This window comes from Microbacterium sp. MYb64 (genome assembly GCF_002979495.1).
GTDB classification, from domain to species: Bacteria; Actinomycetota; Actinomycetes; order Actinomycetales; family Microbacteriaceae; genus Microbacterium; species Microbacterium azadirachtae_A.
Genome location: NZ_PCOW01000007.1, coordinates 154,702 through 171,016, shown reverse-complemented (window position 1 = coordinate 171,016; position 16,315 = coordinate 154,702). Strand labels below are relative to the sequence as shown.

General features: G+C 70.8%; 14 protein-coding genes and 1 tRNA gene. 6 read left to right on the top strand and 9 right to left on the bottom strand.

Annotation, left to right across the window (positions count from 1 at the left end):
- Positions 1-445: 445 nt before the first annotated feature.
- A tRNA-Gly gene (locus tag CQ044_RS09060) sits at positions 446-520 on the top strand.
- Between the two features lie 115 nt (positions 521-635).
- Positions 636-1,295: a trimeric intracellular cation channel family protein gene (locus tag CQ044_RS09055; RefSeq protein WP_105688158.1), complete on the top strand. Its 660-nt coding sequence runs from the start codon at positions 636-638 to the stop codon at positions 1,293-1,295.
- Positions 1,296-1,322: 27 nt separating this feature from the next.
- Here the strand turns inward: CQ044_RS09055 and CQ044_RS09050 are convergent, their stop codons facing one another.
- Both CQ044_RS09050 and CQ044_RS09045 read right to left on the bottom strand, forming a co-directional pair.
- Entirely contained in the window at positions 1,323-2,015 is a 693-nt protein-coding gene (locus CQ044_RS09050; RefSeq protein ID WP_105688157.1) for an SGNH/GDSL hydrolase family protein, read from the bottom strand.
- An 8-nt stretch (positions 2,016-2,023) separates the two neighbouring features.
- A complete protein-coding gene (locus tag CQ044_RS09045) occupies positions 2,024-3,412 on the bottom strand; it encodes a glycine--tRNA ligase (protein ID WP_105688156.1) in 1,389 nt (462 codons plus the stop codon).
- Positions 3,413-3,518: 106 nt separating this feature from the next.
- On the opposite strand from CQ044_RS09045, the gene CQ044_RS09040 reads away from it, so the two are divergent.
- Genes CQ044_RS09040 through CQ044_RS09030 form a run of 3 tightly spaced genes read left to right on the top strand, consistent with a single transcriptional unit; the run spans position 3,519 to position 7,730 of the window.
- On the top strand, positions 3,519-4,817 hold the full coding sequence (locus CQ044_RS09040) for an esterase family protein (protein ID WP_105688155.1): 1,299 nt from the start codon (positions 3,519-3,521) through the stop codon (positions 4,815-4,817).
- 49 nt (positions 4,818-4,866) lie between these two features.
- Positions 4,867-7,410: a bifunctional lysylphosphatidylglycerol flippase/synthetase MprF gene (locus CQ044_RS09035; RefSeq protein WP_105688154.1), complete on the top strand. Its 2,544-nt coding sequence runs from the start codon at positions 4,867-4,869 to the stop codon at positions 7,408-7,410.
- Complete coding sequence (locus CQ044_RS09030; protein ID WP_105688153.1) at positions 7,410-7,730, top strand: hypothetical protein; 321 nt, start codon at positions 7,410-7,412, stop codon at positions 7,728-7,730. Before CQ044_RS09035 ends, CQ044_RS09030 begins: the two co-directional genes overlap by 1 nt.
- Before the next feature lie 17 nt (positions 7,731-7,747).
- Here CQ044_RS09030 and CQ044_RS09025 read toward each other — a convergent pair whose 3' ends face one another.
- Together CQ044_RS09025 and CQ044_RS09020 are read right to left on the bottom strand one after the other, a co-directional pair.
- Positions 7,748-9,040 carry a cation:proton antiporter gene (locus CQ044_RS09025; protein WP_105688152.1) on the bottom strand — a complete coding sequence of 431 codons (1,293 nt, stop codon included), beginning with the start codon at positions 9,038-9,040 and terminating at the stop codon, positions 7,748-7,750.
- A gap of 27 nt (positions 9,041-9,067) precedes the next feature.
- Positions 9,068-10,060, bottom strand: coding sequence for a LysR family transcriptional regulator (locus tag CQ044_RS09020; RefSeq protein ID WP_181158251.1), 993 nt, complete (start codon positions 10,058-10,060; stop codon positions 9,068-9,070).
- Between the two features lie 97 nt (positions 10,061-10,157).
- Here CQ044_RS09020 and CQ044_RS09015 point away from each other — a divergent pair, with 97 nt between their 5' ends.
- The gene (locus tag CQ044_RS09015; protein ID WP_258133223.1) at positions 10,158-11,198 is read left to right on the top strand and encodes a YeiH family protein; all 1,041 of its coding nucleotides are present in this window, start codon (positions 10,158-10,160) and stop codon (positions 11,196-11,198) included.
- Between the two features lie 6 nt (positions 11,199-11,204).
- On the opposite strand, the gene CQ044_RS09010 is transcribed toward CQ044_RS09015, so the two are convergent.
- The 5 genes from CQ044_RS09010 to CQ044_RS19550 form a co-directional block, all read right to left on the bottom strand.
- The gene (locus tag CQ044_RS09010) at positions 11,205-12,221 is read right to left on the bottom strand and encodes a magnesium and cobalt transport protein CorA (RefSeq protein ID WP_105688149.1); all 1,017 of its coding nucleotides are present in this window, start codon (positions 12,219-12,221) and stop codon (positions 11,205-11,207) included.
- Between the two features lie 75 nt (positions 12,222-12,296).
- A complete protein-coding gene (locus CQ044_RS09005; RefSeq protein WP_105688148.1) occupies positions 12,297-13,577 on the bottom strand; it encodes a serine hydrolase in 1,281 nt (426 codons plus the stop codon).
- Positions 13,578-13,697: 120 nt separating this feature from the next.
- The gene (locus CQ044_RS09000; RefSeq protein ID WP_105688147.1) at positions 13,698-14,435 is read right to left on the bottom strand and encodes a response regulator transcription factor; all 738 of its coding nucleotides are present in this window, start codon (positions 14,433-14,435) and stop codon (positions 13,698-13,700) included.
- A complete protein-coding gene (locus tag CQ044_RS08995; protein WP_181158250.1) occupies positions 14,432-15,721 on the bottom strand; it encodes a sensor histidine kinase in 1,290 nt (429 codons plus the stop codon). The genes CQ044_RS09000 and CQ044_RS08995 overlap by 4 nt, the downstream gene beginning before the upstream one ends.
- Positions 15,718-16,290 carry a hypothetical protein gene (locus CQ044_RS19550; RefSeq protein ID WP_181158249.1) on the bottom strand — a complete coding sequence of 191 codons (573 nt, stop codon included), beginning with the start codon at positions 16,288-16,290 and terminating at the stop codon, positions 15,718-15,720. Before CQ044_RS19550 ends, CQ044_RS08995 begins: the two co-directional genes overlap by 4 nt.
- Positions 16,291-16,315 lie beyond the last annotated feature (25 nt).

Sequence of the window (16,315 nt, the reverse complement as noted above, 5' to 3'; positions counted from 1 at the left end):
CCGTCGCGCGACTCGACGTAGTCCAGGAGGATGCCGTCGGGGCCGGGCTCGACGCTTAGGGCGCCCGCGGGGCGGACCGGCTCCGGCGTCGCCTCGCATGACGTCAGCAGGGCCCCCAGTGCCAGCCCGGACGCCCCCAAGAACGTCCGGCGCCCCCACGCACTGGTCCCCCTCGCCCCGGTCTGTCCCATGCCGCAGACCCTAGAGGCACGCGGAGACCCCCTTCCGCCGGCGGCCCGGCAAGCGCGGATTCTCGGGGTTCGGGCGGCAGGAGCGGGTACGTGTTTGCCCGTATCAGCGACCGGATCCCGCTGCGCCGGAGCCCGGCCCTCCGAGAGGCTCGGCCTGCCCGCCCCGTCGCGACTACGGGTTTCACCGTAGGAGACCGGTGCGCTCGGAGCACTGCGGTGCTATGTTTTTCGCAGTCGCCGCAAGGGGACGCCCCGCGAGTGTAGTTCAACGTCAGAATGTTGGCCTTCCCGGTCGAAGATGCAGTGTTCAACTCCTGCCACTCGCTCCACCGAACAGCCCCCGGCACCTGCCCGGGGGCTGTTCCTCTTCTCCGGCCGCAGCGCCGGATCCGCCGCGCCGCGACGATTCGGCGCCGTCCCGCCGCGGGGTGCTGAGATGTCCTCGTGAAGACCACTGCGCCTCCGTTCTCCGCGACGCACCGTCCTGCCGTCAGCGCTCGCCTCTTCGACGCCGTCGACATCGTGGCGACGGGCCTGTTCGCCATCGAAGGAGCGGCGGCGGCCGCGCACGCCGGGCTGGATCTGCTGGGCGTGCTCGTGGTGGGCTTCATCGTGGCGCTCGCCGGCGGCATCCTCCGCGATGTGCTGCTCGGCGACCTCCCCCCTGCCGCGTTCTCGTCGCGGATCCGGATCATCGTCGCCCTCGGAGCGTCACTCGTCACCTTCGGAGTGCTCGCCACGATCGACGAGATCCCCGCTCTCGCCCTCGCCGCGGCGGACGCCGTGGGCCTCGCCCTGTTCGCGGTCGGAGGCGCGGAGAAGGCGGCAGCCCGCGGCGCCAACCTCTGGGTGGTCGCCGCCCTCGGCACGATGACGGCCACGGGCGGCGGCCTGGTGCGCGACGTGCTCCTGAACCGGGTCCCGTTCGTGCTGTCGCAGAGCGTCTACGGCACGGCGGCGCTGGCCGGAGCGCTCACCACGGGGATGCTGCTGCGGTGGACGCGGGCACGAGGACTCGCGCTGCTCGCCGGCTTCCTGGTCGCGTTCCTGCTGCGCCTGCTGGCCGTCGTCTTCGACTGGCAGCTGCCCCGGCTCGGGATCTGAGTCCGGGCGCGGGAGCCGCCCCGCGGCTCATCCTTGGGCGCGCTCGGCGGCCGCACGGATCGGGCCCACCAGGGCGTCCGCGAGCCGGGCGTGGCCGAGGTCGGTCGGGTGAAGCCCGTCGGCGCCGATCTGCCCCGGAGGGCCGGTCACGAGCCAGGTTCCCAGCCCGTCGATGTACTCCAGTCCGAGCTCGGACGCGGCGGCCTTGACCGCATCCCTCGTGTTCTCGATCCCGATGTCCGGATCCTTCTCGACCCAGGGCGTGCTCGTCACGATGATCTGCGCGTGCGGGGCGCGCACGACCGCCTCGCCGAGGGCGACCCGCGCCTCGCGCTCGATCTCATCCGGCGGGTACGGGGCATCGTCGTCGCTGCCCATGATGACCACCACGTCCGCGTCGGAGGGGATCTCGCGCACGAGGTCGCGATAGGTGAGCCCGGCGTCCCCCGGATCCGCATATCCCGACGACCCGGCGGAGATCACGTCCAGCCGCATGCCGAGCCGCATCGCGACCAGCCCCGGCCAGCGTCGGGCGGTGCCCGAGTCCATCGCGGATCCGCCAACGAAGGAGTTGCCGACCGCCACAAGGAGCTTCCCCGCGGTGCTGCTCGGGGCGGGCGTCACCGGCGGTGCGGAGGCGGAGGCGCACCCGCCGAGGGCCGTGGCGAGCACGATGCCCGCCACGACCCCGGCGATCCGCGGGCGCGCCCTGCGGCGCATGCGCCGGCTCAGACCCCGACGAGCAGCCCCGCGAAGTGCGAGACCAGCTGGTCGATCGGGATGCGCACCTGCTGCATCGTGTCGCGGTCGCGCACCGTCACGGCCTGGTCCTCGAGGGAATCGAAGTCCACCGTCACGCAGTACGGCGTGCCGACCTCGTCCTGGCGGCGGTAGCGGCGGCCGATCGCCTGGGCGTCGTCGTAGTCGACGTCCCAGTGCTCTCGGAGCAGGTCGGCGACCTCCTTCGCCGTGGGCACCAGACGCTCGTTGCGGGACAGCGGCAGCACGGCGATCTTGAACGGCGCCAGGCGCGGGTCGAGCCTCAGGACCGTGCGGCTGTCGGTCTTGCCGTCGGCGGTGGTGGTCTCCTCGACGTGATAGGCGTCGACGAGGAACGCCATCAGCGCACGGGTGAGGCCGAAGGAGGGCTCGATCACGTACGGGATGTACTTCTCGTTGGTCGCGGGGTCGAAGTAGGACAGGTCCTTGCCGGACTTCTCCTGGTGCACGGAGAGGTCGTAGTCCGTCCTGTTGGCGACGCCCATCAGCTCGCCCCACTCGGACCCGACGAAGCCGAACCGGTACTCGATGTCCACGGTGCGCTTCGAGTAGTGCGCGAGCTTGTCCTTCGGGTGCTCGAACCAGCGGATGTTCTCGGGGTCGACGCCCAGGCCGATGAACCACTTCCAGCAGAGATCCATCCAGGTCTGCTGCCATTCCTCGTCGGTGCCGGGCTGGACGAAGAACTCGATCTCCATCTGCTCGAACTCGCGCGTGCGGAAGATGAAGTTGCCCGGCGTGATCTCGTTGCGGAACGCCTTGCCGATCTGCCCGATGCCGAACGGGGGCTTGCGGCGCATGGTCTGCTGCACGGCCTTGAAGTCGGTGAAGATGCCCTGGGCGGTCTCCGGACGCAGGTAGTGCCGGCCGGATTCGTCGTCGACGACGCCGAGGTAGGTCTTGATCATCCCGGAGAACATCTTGATCTCCGTCCACTGCCCGACCTTGTCCGGATGCTCCGGATCCGGGATGTCGGCGAGACCGTTCTCCGGCGGGTGCCCGTGCTTCTCCTCATAGGCCTCGAACAGGTGGTCGGCGCGGTAGCGCTTGTGCGTCACGAGCGACTCCGTGAGCGGGTCGCTGAAGACCTTGAGGTGCCCGGACGACTCCCAGACCGCGGTGGGAAGGATGATCGCCGAGTCCAGCCCGACCATGTCGCCGCGGCGCTGCACGAACGTCTTCCACCACTGGCGCTTGATGTTCTCCTTAAGGGCAACCCCGTAGGGGCCGTAGTCCCAGGCCGAACGGGTGCCGCCGTAGATGTCCCCCGAGGGGAACACGAACCCGCGATGCTGTGCGAGTGCGATGGCGGCCTCGAGCCGCTCCGACTGGTCCATGGGATCTCCTCATCACGTAGAGCGCCACCGGGGTGCGCGAACGCTGAGGACTATAGTCGCTCGTGCCTCGCCCCCGACATGCCGGCCCACCGACAAGGAGCCCTCGATGACCTGGTTCTTCAAACTCGGCATCATCGACGGACCGCTCCCGCTCTCGGTCTGGGGCCTGACGATCGTCGGCGTCCTCGTGCTGCTGATCCGCCGCCCGACCCCGGCCTGGCTGTGGCGCGTCATCGGCGCCCTGGCGCTCGGAATCGGCGGCGGCGTCGCGCTGGTGCTCTGGGCGAATGCGACGGACGCGTTCGGCGGACAGCTGCCGTTCGCGTGCACCTTCTGGGTGCCGGCCGGCTTCGCGGGGACGCTGATCGGGATCGTGTCGCTGTGGGAGCGCCGGGCATGGCGAAAGATCGTCGCGGTGCTGGTGGTGATCCTCGCGCTGCTGTCCACGACCCTCGGCGTCAACGCCGCGTTCGGGATCAACAAGACCGTGGGGTCGATGTTCGGGATCTCGACCGAGGACCAGATCGATGGACTGCCCAAGCCGGCGCCGACCGAGACGCCCAGCGGCCCGCTCTACGAGTCCTGGACGCCCCCTGCCGACATGCCGGAGACCGGAGAGGTCGCTCTGCTGAGCGGAAAGGACGCGATCAGGTCGTCGGGCGACTTCAAGCCCCGCCCTGCGACGATCTATCTGCCGCCGGCGGCCCGTACCGACCACCCGCCGCGGCTCCCCCTCGTCGTCATGATGATGGGCTACCCCGGCAATCCCGAGCCGACGTTCATCGTCCCCGTGCTCGACAAGATGGCGAAGGCCAACAAGGGCCTCGCACCGATCGTGATCGTCGCCGACCAGCTCGGCAACGCGAACCAGGATCCGGTGTGCGCCGATTCGAAGAGGTACGGCAGCGTCTCGACCTACTTCAACACCGACATCCCCGCCTATGCGGAGAAGAACCTCAACGTCATCCTGGACCACTCGGCCTGGACGATCATGGGCTACTCGAACGGCGGGGCCTGCGCCTTCACCTGGGCGACCCATCATCCCGGCATCTGGGGCAACGTGGTCGGCATCTCCTCCGACGAGTTCCCGGGGATCGAGTGGATCGACGGCGCGGTGAAGACCATCTTCAACGGCGACAAGGCCGCCTTCGAAGCGAACAAGGCGACCGGAGGGATCGCGGAGAACGCGGGGAAGTTCGCCGGCCACCTCGCCATCTTCACGGTCGGCGAGAAGGACGCGGCCTTCCTCCCCGGGGTAGAGATGAACAAGAAGCAGGCCGAGGCCGCCGGCTTCACGACGACCTTCTACCAGGTGCCGGGAGCCGATCACCTCGCCTCGGCCCTCGAGGGCGGCATCCCGTTCGCGATGGAGCTGCTGTACAAACGCTTCGGGCTCGCGCCTTGACTGTTCCCTTCCGATCCCGCGACCACGCCTCTCGCAGAGAAAGCAGCGCATGACCGCATCCGATGCCGCCCCGTCCGCCAGCACCGCCACCGCGGAGACGCCGGGCACTCCCCCGACGCCGAGGAAGGAGGGCGCATTCGTCGCGTACCTGCGCGCCAACCCCTTCAGCGTCGCGCTCGCCCTGATCGTGCTCGGCACGGGTCTCGGCTTCGGCACCTTCTGGGGGCGCTTCCCGCAGGAGTTCGCCGCGGGGGTCGTGACCACGGGCGACCTCCGCTACTGGTGGACCCCGCTCACCGCGCTGCTCATCCCGGACTCGCTGATCGCCGGGATCCTCGTCCTCGCGCTCGTGCTCACGGTGGGCGCCTACGCCGAGCGCCGGCTCGGGACCTGGCGCGCCGTGGGCGTGTTCATCGTCACGGGCGTTGTCGCGATACTGCTCGGCCTCGGCCTGCAGACGCTCACCGCGGCCTGGGGCGCGGACTGGGGGCTGTCGAAGAGCATCGACCTCGTCACGGATCCGTCGATCGGCCTCATCGGCACGATCATGGCGGCGACGGCACTGGCGCCCGCGCTGTGGCGCCGCCGGATCAGGGTCATCGGCTTCACGCTGCTCCTGATGTTCGCCCTCTACGCCGCTGACAGCAACAGCGTCTTCCGGCTCATCGCCGCGGTGCTCGGCCTGCTCGCCGGCATCCTGCTGGCACGGGACACCCCGCGCGGCTCCTGGCATCGCAGCTCGTACCGCGAGGTGCGCACCCTCGTCGCCGCGATCGTGGCCGCGGTCGGGCTGGGTCCGCTCATCGTGCTGATCTCCGACTCACTGGATTCCCCCCTGGGCCTCGTCGTGTCCGGCTTCGCCCCCGACACGACCGGCGAGGTCTCCCCCGAGTGCGCGCAGGATTTCACCGCGGAGTGCATCAAGCAGGCCGACGCCGTGCTGACGGGCGGGCCAGGGCCGTTCCTGATCAGCCTCGTGCCGTTGCTGCTCGCGCTGCTCGCCGCCTGGGGTCTGCGCACCGGCCGGCGCGCGGCCTGGATCCTCGCGATCGTCTCGAACCTCGCGGTCGCGGTGCTGACCGGCACCGTGCTGGGCTTCACCGACCTGCTCGATGCAGGTGTGCGCGACGTCGTGGGCCCCGAGTTCATGATCGCCATCGTGCTCGCGACCTGCGTGCCTCTGGCTCTCGTCGCGCTCCTGCTCCTCACCCGGCGCCGCTTCCGGGTGGCCGCTCCGCGTCGTGCCGCCGTCCGCTTCGCGGTCGTCGTCGTGGGGGCGTTCGCGGTGTTCGCCGCCGGATACGTCGTGACGGGTCTCGTCGACGGCGACGACTACCTGGCGGGACCGCCGGAGATCGCCGCGCTGCTGGGCGACGTGCTGCGGCCGTTCGTGCCGGCTGGATTCCTGCCCGATGTGACCCTGGACGCGATTCCGCTCGACGGCCCGGCGCTGTTCGTCTACCAGTGGGCGGGCGTCGCCTTCTGGGCCGTGTTCGTGTTCGCGACGATCCAGCTCTACCGGGCCACCCGGGTGCAGCGCGACACCACGGAGGAGGCGCGCTTCCGCACGCTCCTGCGCGAAGGAGGCGGCGGCACCCTCGGCTTCATGGGCACGTGGCCCGGCAACGCCTACTGGTTCACCGACGACGGGCGGGGAGCGGTCGCCTACCGCGTGATCAAGGGCGTGGCGCTGACGATGTCGGATCCGGTCTGTGTCGAAGGGGCCGAGCGCAAGACGGTCGAGGGATTCGTCGCGTACTGCGAGGCGCAGGGCTGGTCGGCGTGCTTCTACAGCTTCCACGAGAAGTACCTGCCGATCTTCCAGTCCTTCGGGTGGCAGCACATGTCCGTGGGCGAGGAGACGGTGCTCGACCTCCCCGGACTCGAGCTGGCCGGCAAGCCGTGGCAAAAGATCCGCCAGCCGCTGAACCGCGGCCAGCGCGAGGGCATCACCACGCTGTGGTCGACCTGGGACGCGCTTCCGGCGCAGTACACCGCCGAGATCGAGGCCGTCAGCGAGGAATGGGTCGCGAACAAGAAGCTCCCCGAGATGGGCTTCACGCTCGGCGGGATGGACGAGCTCAAGGATCCGGAGGTCGGGATCTTCCTCGCGATCAACAAGGACGGCGGGATCGAGGCCACGACCAGCTGGCTGCCGAGCTGGACCGACGGCAGGGTCACCGGCTGGACCATCGACTTCATGCGCCGAGGCGACGGATCCATGCCCGGCATCATGGAGTTCGTCATCGCGTCGGCGGCCCTGCACATGAAGGAGCAGGGCGCTCAGGTCATGAGCCTCTCCGGCGCCCCGCTCGCCACCAAGCCCGGGGAGGATCCCGGGGACCCGACGGTCATGAGCCGGCTGCTGGAGTGGCTCGGCCGGATGCTGGAGCCGGCGTACGGCTTCACGTCGTTGTTCCGGTTCAAGAGCAAGTTCAACCCGCGCTACGAGACCATCCACATGGCCTACGCGGATCCCGCGCAGCTCGCGAACATCGGGCTCGCGATCGGCGAGGCCTACCTTCCGCACGCCACGCCGAAGGAGTACCTGGCGCTCGTGCAGACCATCACGGGACGCGGCGGGGAGCACTGATGTCGAAGACAGCATCCGCCCGGCCCTCGCGCATGGCGACCGCGGGGTTCATCTTCGGAGCCGCGGCCTGTGCCGTCGCGATCCTCACCGTGGCGCTCTTCATCGTGCCGTCGATGGGCATGGCTCTGCTCAGCACGACACTGCTCGGCGGGATCGTGGTCGGGGTCCTCGCCATCGTCGCGATCATCCTGAGCGCTGTGGCCATCCTCCGCGACAGCCGCCGGCGCTGGGCCGTCATGGGCATCGTCCTGAGTCTGATCGCCGTGGGCGTCGCCGTCGTCGGTTACGTGCAGGTCTTCGGCCTCCGCGGACTCGGCTGACGAGCCCGCCGTGCCGGTCAGGCCGGAACCGTGCGCTTCTTCTCGAGCGCACGCAGGGCGAACGGCGCGGCGACGCCGTGCAGCAGAATGCTACCGACCACGGTGACGACCATGATCGTGAGCACGAGGTTGCCATCCTCGTCGGGGAGCGCGTTGTACGCGAGCAGGCCGAACACGATCGTGGCGGTGCCACGCGGACCGAGCAGGCCGATCTTCACGCGGTCGGCGCGCGACACCGTGCTGCGCAGGAGCGACAGGTACACCGGCCCGAGGCGCAGCACCGTGAGGGCGAGCAGGACGAGCACCAGCACCTGCCAGTCGAAGGGCGTCGTGAAGACGATGAGGGCCGCGCCGCCGAGCATGAACCAGACGAAGTTCGCGGTGAGGGTGCCGACCTCCTCCACGAGAAGCAGTTCGGCATGCGGGATCACGCGCTCCTCCATACCGCGCGTGCGGGTGACGCGGTAGATGAGCCCCGCCACGAACGCCGCCACGAAGCCGTTCGCCTCGAGGTCATGGATCGTCGCGATGCCGTAGGCGATGAGCGGCAGCAGCACCATCGCGAAGCGCGCCCCGCCCTCGTCCGCGATCCCCCGACGGCGGGCGGCGCGGAGGGCCAATCCGACCAGGCCTCCGAGCACCACGCCGATCGCCACGGCCACGGCCGTGGCCGGGACCGCATTGAGGAACGCCTCTAAGAACTTGTCGAAGTTGTGCCCGAAATCCTCGTCGTCGATCGTGAGCGTGTCGGATCCCGTCGCGATGAACTGACGGACGATCGGCGAGAGCACGACGGCGATCGGGAGCGCCATGCCGAAGATGGGCGAGACGAGACCGTCGTTGTAGCCGCTCTCCACGTTCAGGATCGCCCGGATGCGTTCTGGCAGCAGCTTCGAGCGCAGGAGCCGGGTCGCGGGCGCGAAGTCCGTCGGCATGATCACGCAGGCGATCAGGCCGACGACCGCGAACGACTCCGGCATGAGCCAGCCGCTCGCGATCGCGGTGAGGATGAGAGACAGCGGCAGGGCGATCAGCACGAGGCGCGCGGTGACCCGGCCCTCGCCGCCGAAGATCCCGCCGCGCACTTCTGTGGCATCGGAGAACAGCAGGATCGCGAGAATGATCTCGACGACCTTCTCGGTGGCCGGCGAGTCGATCGCCGCCCCGTAGGCGTCGATGTTCCAGACCGTGGTCGCGGCCCCCAGCACGAGCAGCATGGCGGGACCCGCCACACCCCAGCGCTCGAAGCGGTGCGAGACCACGGACCACAGCATCACGGCCGCAAGGCCGATGAGCACGAACGGCGGCATCCGATTCCTCCCGAGTACGAGGTGAGACTATCGCGCCGAGCGGCCGCCAGCCGATGGCGCCGGGCCGGTCCCTGAGCGAGCCGAAGGCGAGACGAAGGGCACCGCCTGTTCCCGTGCGGTGGCCACGGCCACCTCGATCAGTTCCCGGCCCGCGGCGGAGAGGTCCCGCGCTCTCCCGCGCCAGAGGGCCGTGATCGGGCGAATCACCGGCTCCCCGGTCGTCCGCACCGCGCGCAGCCGGCCGAGTCGGATGTCGTCGGCGGCTTCGCGGCGGGACATCACGGCGGCGCCCAGCCCGCCGGCGACCGCCGAACGCACCGCGGCCGAGGTCGGCAGCACCACCGCGGGCTCCGCCGCATCCCTGCCGAGCCTGCGACGCACCTCGTCCTCCCAGGCGCGCCTGGTTCCGCTGCCCTGTTCGCGCGCGACGAGCGCCTCGTCCGCGGCCTCTGCGAAGGGCACGGGTCCGTCCTGGCCCCAGGCCCGCTCCGGCGCGACGACCAGCACGAGCTCATCGTGGTCCACGGTCGAGGTGCCGAGATCCGCGGGCACCTCCGACGACTCGATGAACGCCAGGTCGGCCTGCCCGTCGCGCACCAGGGCCTCGGCGTCCGTGCTGTTTCCGGACAGCAGCTGCACGGCCGTCGGGGTGCGCCCTGCCTCGACCTGCCGCCGGCGCAGCGCGACCAGCCACAGCGGCAGCAGGCGCGCCGAGACGGTCTGGCTCGCGGCGATCGTGAGCCGTGCCGTGCTCTCGCCGCGCAGGGTGCGGGTCGCCGCGCGGAAGCGTCCCGCCGCCGCCAGCACGTCGTCCGCCCAGGAGGCGACGACCTCGCCCTCGAGCGTGGGCCGCGTGCCCGAGGGCGCACGGTGGAACAGAGACAGCCCGAGCTGGCGCTCGACCGCGCGCAGCCGGGCGGACGCCGACTGCTGGGTCACCCCGGTCTCCCGCGCCGCGCCCGAGATCGAGCCCGTGCGCACGACCGCGACCAGCAGTTCGAGCGATCCGATGTCCGGCATCGATCCGTCTGTCACTCCATTCGCCACAGTCCATGACTGTACCCCTATCGAGTGCCGCGGGATACCGGGCGTGCCGAGGGCGGACGAGCCTGGATCCATGATGTTCCGCCCTGCCAGCACTTTCCCGCTCCGCCTCGCTCGACGAGGGGCGGAGGTGCTGCCGGGGCTGGCGCTCACCGTGCCGATCGCGATCGTCGCCACCCTGATCGGCACGGCCGTCCCCGTGCTCGGATCCGCCCTGCCCGCGATCGTGATCGGCGTGGTGGCCGCCGTGATCCGCCGCCCCGGCGCGCGCTTCCAGCCCGGGGTGGAGTATTCGGGGAAGTTCCTACTGCAGGTGGCGGTGGTGCTCCTGGGGGCGCAGCTCTCGCTCGACGCGATCCTGCGCGTGGGGGCGGAGTCGCTGCCGGTGATGCTGTCGACCCTCGCCGTGTGCCTGCTCGGCACGTGGGTCATCGGCCGGGCCCTGCGCGTGCCGCAGCGGCTGCGCACCCTGATCGGCGTGGGCACGGGGATCTGCGGCGCCTCCGCGATCGCGGCGGTCTCGCCCGTGATCGGGGCGCTGAGCGCCGAGGTCTCCTACGCGGTGTCGACGATCTTCGTCTTCAACATCCTCGCCGTGGTGCTCTTCCCGCTGCTCGGCCACGCGCTGGGCATGGATCCGCACACCTTCGGGCTGCTCGCCGGCACCGCCGTGAACGACACCAGCTCGGTCGTCGCGGCGGCCGGGGTCTTCGGCGCGGCGGCACTCGGCTATGCGGTCGTGGTCAAGCTCGTGCGCACCCTCATGATCATCCCGATCTCGATCGGGCTCTCCGTGATCGAGTCGCGCCGTTCCGCCGAGGGGCGACGGATGACGCTGCGCGGCGCGATCGGGCTCGTCCCCTGGTTCCTCGTCGGCTTCCTCGCCGTCGCGGTGATCGGATCCCTCGGGGTGATCCCGGCGGGCCCGCGTGAGGCCATGGTGCACGCGAGCGGCTTCCTCATCGCCACGGCGATGGCCGGCATCGGGCTGTCCACCGACGTCGCCGCGCTGCGCCGCGCCGGCTGGCGACCGCTCGCGCTCGGCGCGATCCTGTGGATCCTGGTCACCGCCACCGCCCTCACGGTGATCGCGCTGACGGGCTTCGGACGCTGACGCCGCCTACAGCCAGCCGCGCTTCTTGAACACCAGGTAGAGCACGAACGCGCCGCCGACCATGAGGCCGATCGCCATCGGATAGCCGGCGGCCCATTTCAGCTCCGGCATCACCTCGAAGTTCATGCCGTAGATGCCGGCCACGATCGTCGGAGCGAAGAAGATGGCCGCCCAACTGGAGATCTTCTTGACCTCTTCGCCCTGACGGATGCTCTCCTCCGTCATCCGGCGCATCTCCTCGTTCTGTCGCCGGGCGACGATGGTCGCCTCCACGGTGAGCGCGTTGTCGAGATTCGCGCGGAACGTCGAGACGCGCTCGGACAGGGTCAGGATGTGGTCCAGCACGTCGCGCAGATAGCGCTGCAGCTCCAGGTCGACGGCGTACTTCGCGGATCCGCGCAGCAGGTTCTCCAGCATCGGCTGCAGCGGCTGGGTCGCCTTCTGGAAGTCGATCACCTCGCTGGAGAGCTCGTAGATGCGCTGGGTCACGTCGGACTCCTCGAGGAATAGCTGCGCCTCGATCTCGTCGATGTCGTTCTCGAGGCCCGCGAGCACCGGCGAGTACTCGTCGACGAGCTCGTCGAGGATCGCATAGAGCACGGCCTCCGGACCCCGGGCGAGCAGCTCAGGATCGTGCTCCATCCGTCCGCGGACCCGGCTCAGGCTCGGGGTCTCGGCGTGCCGGATGGTGACGACGAAGTTGGGGCCCACGAACACGTGCAGCTCCCCGAACTCGACCTCCTCCGCGACATCGAGGTAGCGGGCGGGGCGCAGGACGATGAAGAGAGTTTCCCCGTAGCGCTCGAGCTTGGAGCGCTGATGCCCGGTCAGCGCGTCCTCGACCGCGAGCTCGTGCAGCCCGAACTCCGCGGCGACCTGTCGCACCTCCTCCTCGCTGGGGCGGTACAGGCCGATCCAGCCCATGCCCTCGCGGGCATGCATGAGCTGGAACGTCTCGTCCAGCGTGTGCGGGGTGTCGGTGCGGACGCCGTCCACATAGATGCCGTTGTCGACGATCGCCATGGCTGCTCCTCGGGTCGTGCGCGTACGTCGGCCTGCAGGCCCTGCCGAAGCGCGGGGAGGCGTCGAGCGGACCGGTCAGCCCTGCGGCAGCGGGCAGATGGCCGCGCCGTCGACCGCCTTAGCGTAGTCGCCCGCGGTGAACGGCAGCGCGAACTCCGGTGCGGTCCCGCCCTTGCCGGCGGGCGCCTTGGAGGCGATCGCGGCGAGTTCGAACGCGAGGTCGCCGATGAACGCCTCGCCGGCCGTGGAGTCGTTCAGCACCACGGCGACGGTGAATCCGGTCGCAGGATCCGAGTAGGCCGCCGTCAGGTAGCCGGGCGTGCCGCCGTGCTGGCCGATCATGGATCCGACCAGCTTGGCCCCGCCCGTGGTCTGGTACCAGCTCGGTGCGCCGTCGGCGATCGGGAGCGGTGCCCCGAAGCGCTTCGGCGTCTTCTTCAGGCGCAGCGCCTGCGCGGCCTCGGCCTGCACGTACCGGCCGAGATCCTCGATCGTGGAGACCACTCCCGAGTCGGTGTAGCCGTTGCTCGACGAGCTCACCGTGATGTCGGAGGGCTTCGCGCACTGGTAGGCGCCGTCGATCTGGGCCAGGTAGGACCCGTCCAGAGCGGGCGACGGAGTGGGCGCCGCGGCGCCGGGTCCCGGCAGCGACGTCGAGTTCAGCCCGAGCGGGGCGGTCACGTACTGCCGGATGAGCTGTGCGGCGGTCTGGCCCGAGGCGCGCTCGAGCGCCTGACCGAGCAGCAGGTAGCCCGCGTCGGAATCGCGGTAGCCGGTATGCGGAGGGGTGCGGTTCTGCGCGAGGCCGTACGACGCGAGCTCCTTCGGATCCCACTGGCGCGCGGGGTTGTTCAGCAGCATCGGCATCGCCGTCGCCTGAGACGACCCGATCCCGCCGGTTCCGTTGCACAGGTCGAGGAGGGTGACGTCCTGCAGATCCGGCACTCCGGAGACGTATTCGGTGATCGACGCGTCGAGCTTGATCTTGTCCGCGTCGGCCATCGCGTACAGCACGTCGCACGTCATCAGCCGGGTGACGTCGCCGATGCGGAACGACATGTCGGTGCTCACCGGCGTCTTGTCCTCGACGGACACCGTGCCGAGGCCGGTGACGTAGGAGCCGCCCCACGGGGCCCATACGCCCACGATCGCGCCGCTCGAACCGCTCTGCGCCATGGCACGCGTGACCGCGGCCTTGATCTCGTCCTTCATCTCGGACGGCAGCTCGCCCTGCACCTGCGGCTTCGGGGTGTACGACGGGGCCTGCGCGCTGCCCGAGCAGCCGCTCAGCGCCAGCGTCGCCGCAACGACACCGGCGACCAGCGCCCCCACTCGACGCCGTGTGATCCCACTCATTCGCCCCCCTGACATTCCTCACGATTGTAAGCGGCCCTTCTCAGGGCGCCGTCATCCCGAAGGATGATCCCTGATTTCGGGTGGAGATCGTGATGTTCGGATCGGCGAGCGCACGACGGCTCAGGCGCGTCCCAGCCCCTTCGCGATCGCCTGCGCGCGGTCGCGCACACCGAGCTTGGCGAAGACCGCGTTGACGTGCGTCTTCACGGTGGCGACCCCGACGTAGAGCGCCTGGGCGATCTCGCCGTTCGAGCGCCCCTGCAGGATGAGGGCGTAGACCTCGCGCTCCCTCGCGGTGAGTGCGGGGAAACGCACAGCCAGAGCGTTCGCCGAGGCGGGATCCGCATCCGCGGCCGCGTCGGCGGCCGTTCCGGGCTCCGTGCCGGGTGTGCCGGGCGCCTCGGGCTCGGCCGCGTCCTCCGCCGGTTCCGGGGCTCCGATTCGGCCCAGCAGCACGTCGCGCACCGGCGCGGAGAACGTGGACTGCCCGGCGGCGACGGCGCGGATCGCGGCGGCGAGCTCCGCGCGCCCCGCGTCCTTGGTGAGGTACCCGCGCGCGCCCGCGCGCAGCGCGGCGACGATGTCGGCGTCGTCGGCGAAGGTCGTGAGCACCAGCACCGCGGTCTCCGGCGTCTCCGCGGTGACCCGCCGCGTGGCGGCCGCGCCGTCGAGCACCGGCATCCGCAGATCCATGAGGGCGACATCGGGGTGCTCCGCGGCGATGAGCGCGACGGCCTCGGCCCCGTCCGCGGCGGTGCCGACGACCTCGAAGTCCTCGACGAGGTTCAGCACCGTCTCCAGCCCGTCGCGGATGATCGCCTGGTCATCGGCGAGCACGATGCGGATCCGTGCGGTCATGCCGGGGCCTCCGCCCGCAGCACGAAGCGGTCGGCGTCGCGCTCCTGTCCTTGCGAGGCGCCAGGCTCCACACCCGCCTGGACGGTTCCGCCGAGCACCGCGAAGCGCTCGCGCACGCCGCGCAGCCCGTAGCCGCCCCCGGTCGCGGCGAGAGCGCGGTCCTGCGCCGGCGCCGCGGAGACCGGGTTCTCGATCGTGCACTCCACACGGTCAGGATGCCAGACGAGGCCGACCTGCACCGCGGCGCCGGGCGCGTGCTTGCGCGCGTTGCTGAGCCCCTCCTGCACCGCGCGGACCAGCGCCTCGGCGAGCGCAGCGGACACGGGACGCGAGAAGCCGGTGACGCCGAGCCGGACGCCCTGCTCCGCAGCGATCAGCGCCCGGATGCGCGATTCGACCACGGCCGGCGGGACCGGATCCGCGGATCCTGATCCGCGCTCCGGCTCCGGTTCGCGCAGCGCCCGCACCGCCTCGCGGGCCTCGCCCAGCCCCTCGACCGCGAGACCGCGCGCCACCGCCACCCGCGCGGCGGCCTTCTCGGTGTCGCCCGCGTCGAGCAGGGCCTCGACCGCATCCAGCTGCACCACGAGGCCGCCCAGGCTGTGCGCGAGCACGTCGTGCAGGTCGCGCGCGATCGCGATGCGGTGGGCCGCGGCCTGCGCCCGCAGCGCCTCGGCGCTCGCGCGCTCCCGCTCCGCCAGCAGCACGCGTTGCGCCCGTCGCCCCAGACCCACGAACACGGCGAGCGCGAGGGCCGCGAGGATGGTGATCAGCCCGAGCGCCGACGGGGTGACCGAACCGGCGAATCCCGCCGCGGTGAGCAGCGCCCCGGCCGTGACGCCCAGCGCGCCCAGGATCGCCGCCGGGAGCCAGAGACCCGACGGCACCGCGGGGTCGCCCGTGAGCATGATCATCGCCACGACGAGAAGGGCCGTACCGAGCCCCTGCGTCGGGACCGCCGTGAGCGAACCGGCGATCCCCATCACGGCCAGCAGGATGGCGGCCGCCCAGGCCTGTGCACCGCGACTTCCCGCGGCGGGTCGACCAGCCGGCACGGCTTCCCAGTCGGGCTGCGGCGCCAGGTCTCCGCTGTCTGCGGCGATCCGCACCGCGAGCATCATGCGCACGGCCCACGCGGCGAGCCCGGCGCCGAACAGCCAGACCACCCATGGCGCGGTCTCCGGCGCGACGCGCCACAGCACCCAGCCGACCGCGAGCAGGCCCACGGTGTTGACGGCGGCGCTCCAGCGCGTCATCGGCTGGATGCGCAGCGGGATTCGGCTCACGGAACAATGATGCGCGCGGATCCGCTCTGCGCGCTCGCGCGGCGCAGCGCGTCCACCCGGCGGTGCAGCACGAGCACCCGCGCCGCACGGTTCGCGGCGAGCACGATGAGGATGAGTCCGGTTGCGACTCCGATGTGCGAGCCGAGCTGCTCGAAGCCGAACATGAGGCCGACCCGGACGCCGATGAGCACGACCCAGAGCGCGAGCCCCCATGGTCCGGTGCGGGTCTCGAACTCGGCGGCCGCCTGCGCAGCGGCCCGGTCGGAGAGCCCCCCGGCGGGCTGGTAGCCGGCGGGACGGGCGATGCGGCGGATGTGCGCCATCGCGCCCATGACCGAGCCGAGCGCGAAGGCCACGACGAGCTCGACCACGAGGGCGACCACGTCCATCACCCCGATCACCTGCCCGCTCAGCGTCTGCAGCGGCAGCACCACTCCGATCACCGCGATGATCGCGGGCAGCATCCAGTCGCGGCCGCCGAGCACGGGCCGCCAGGTCATCTGCCGCACGGCGATCACGCCGACGGCGACGAGGATCAGCAGGACGTTGGAGAGGAGCGAGAGGTTCATGTCCTCGATGCTCCTCGGATCCCGG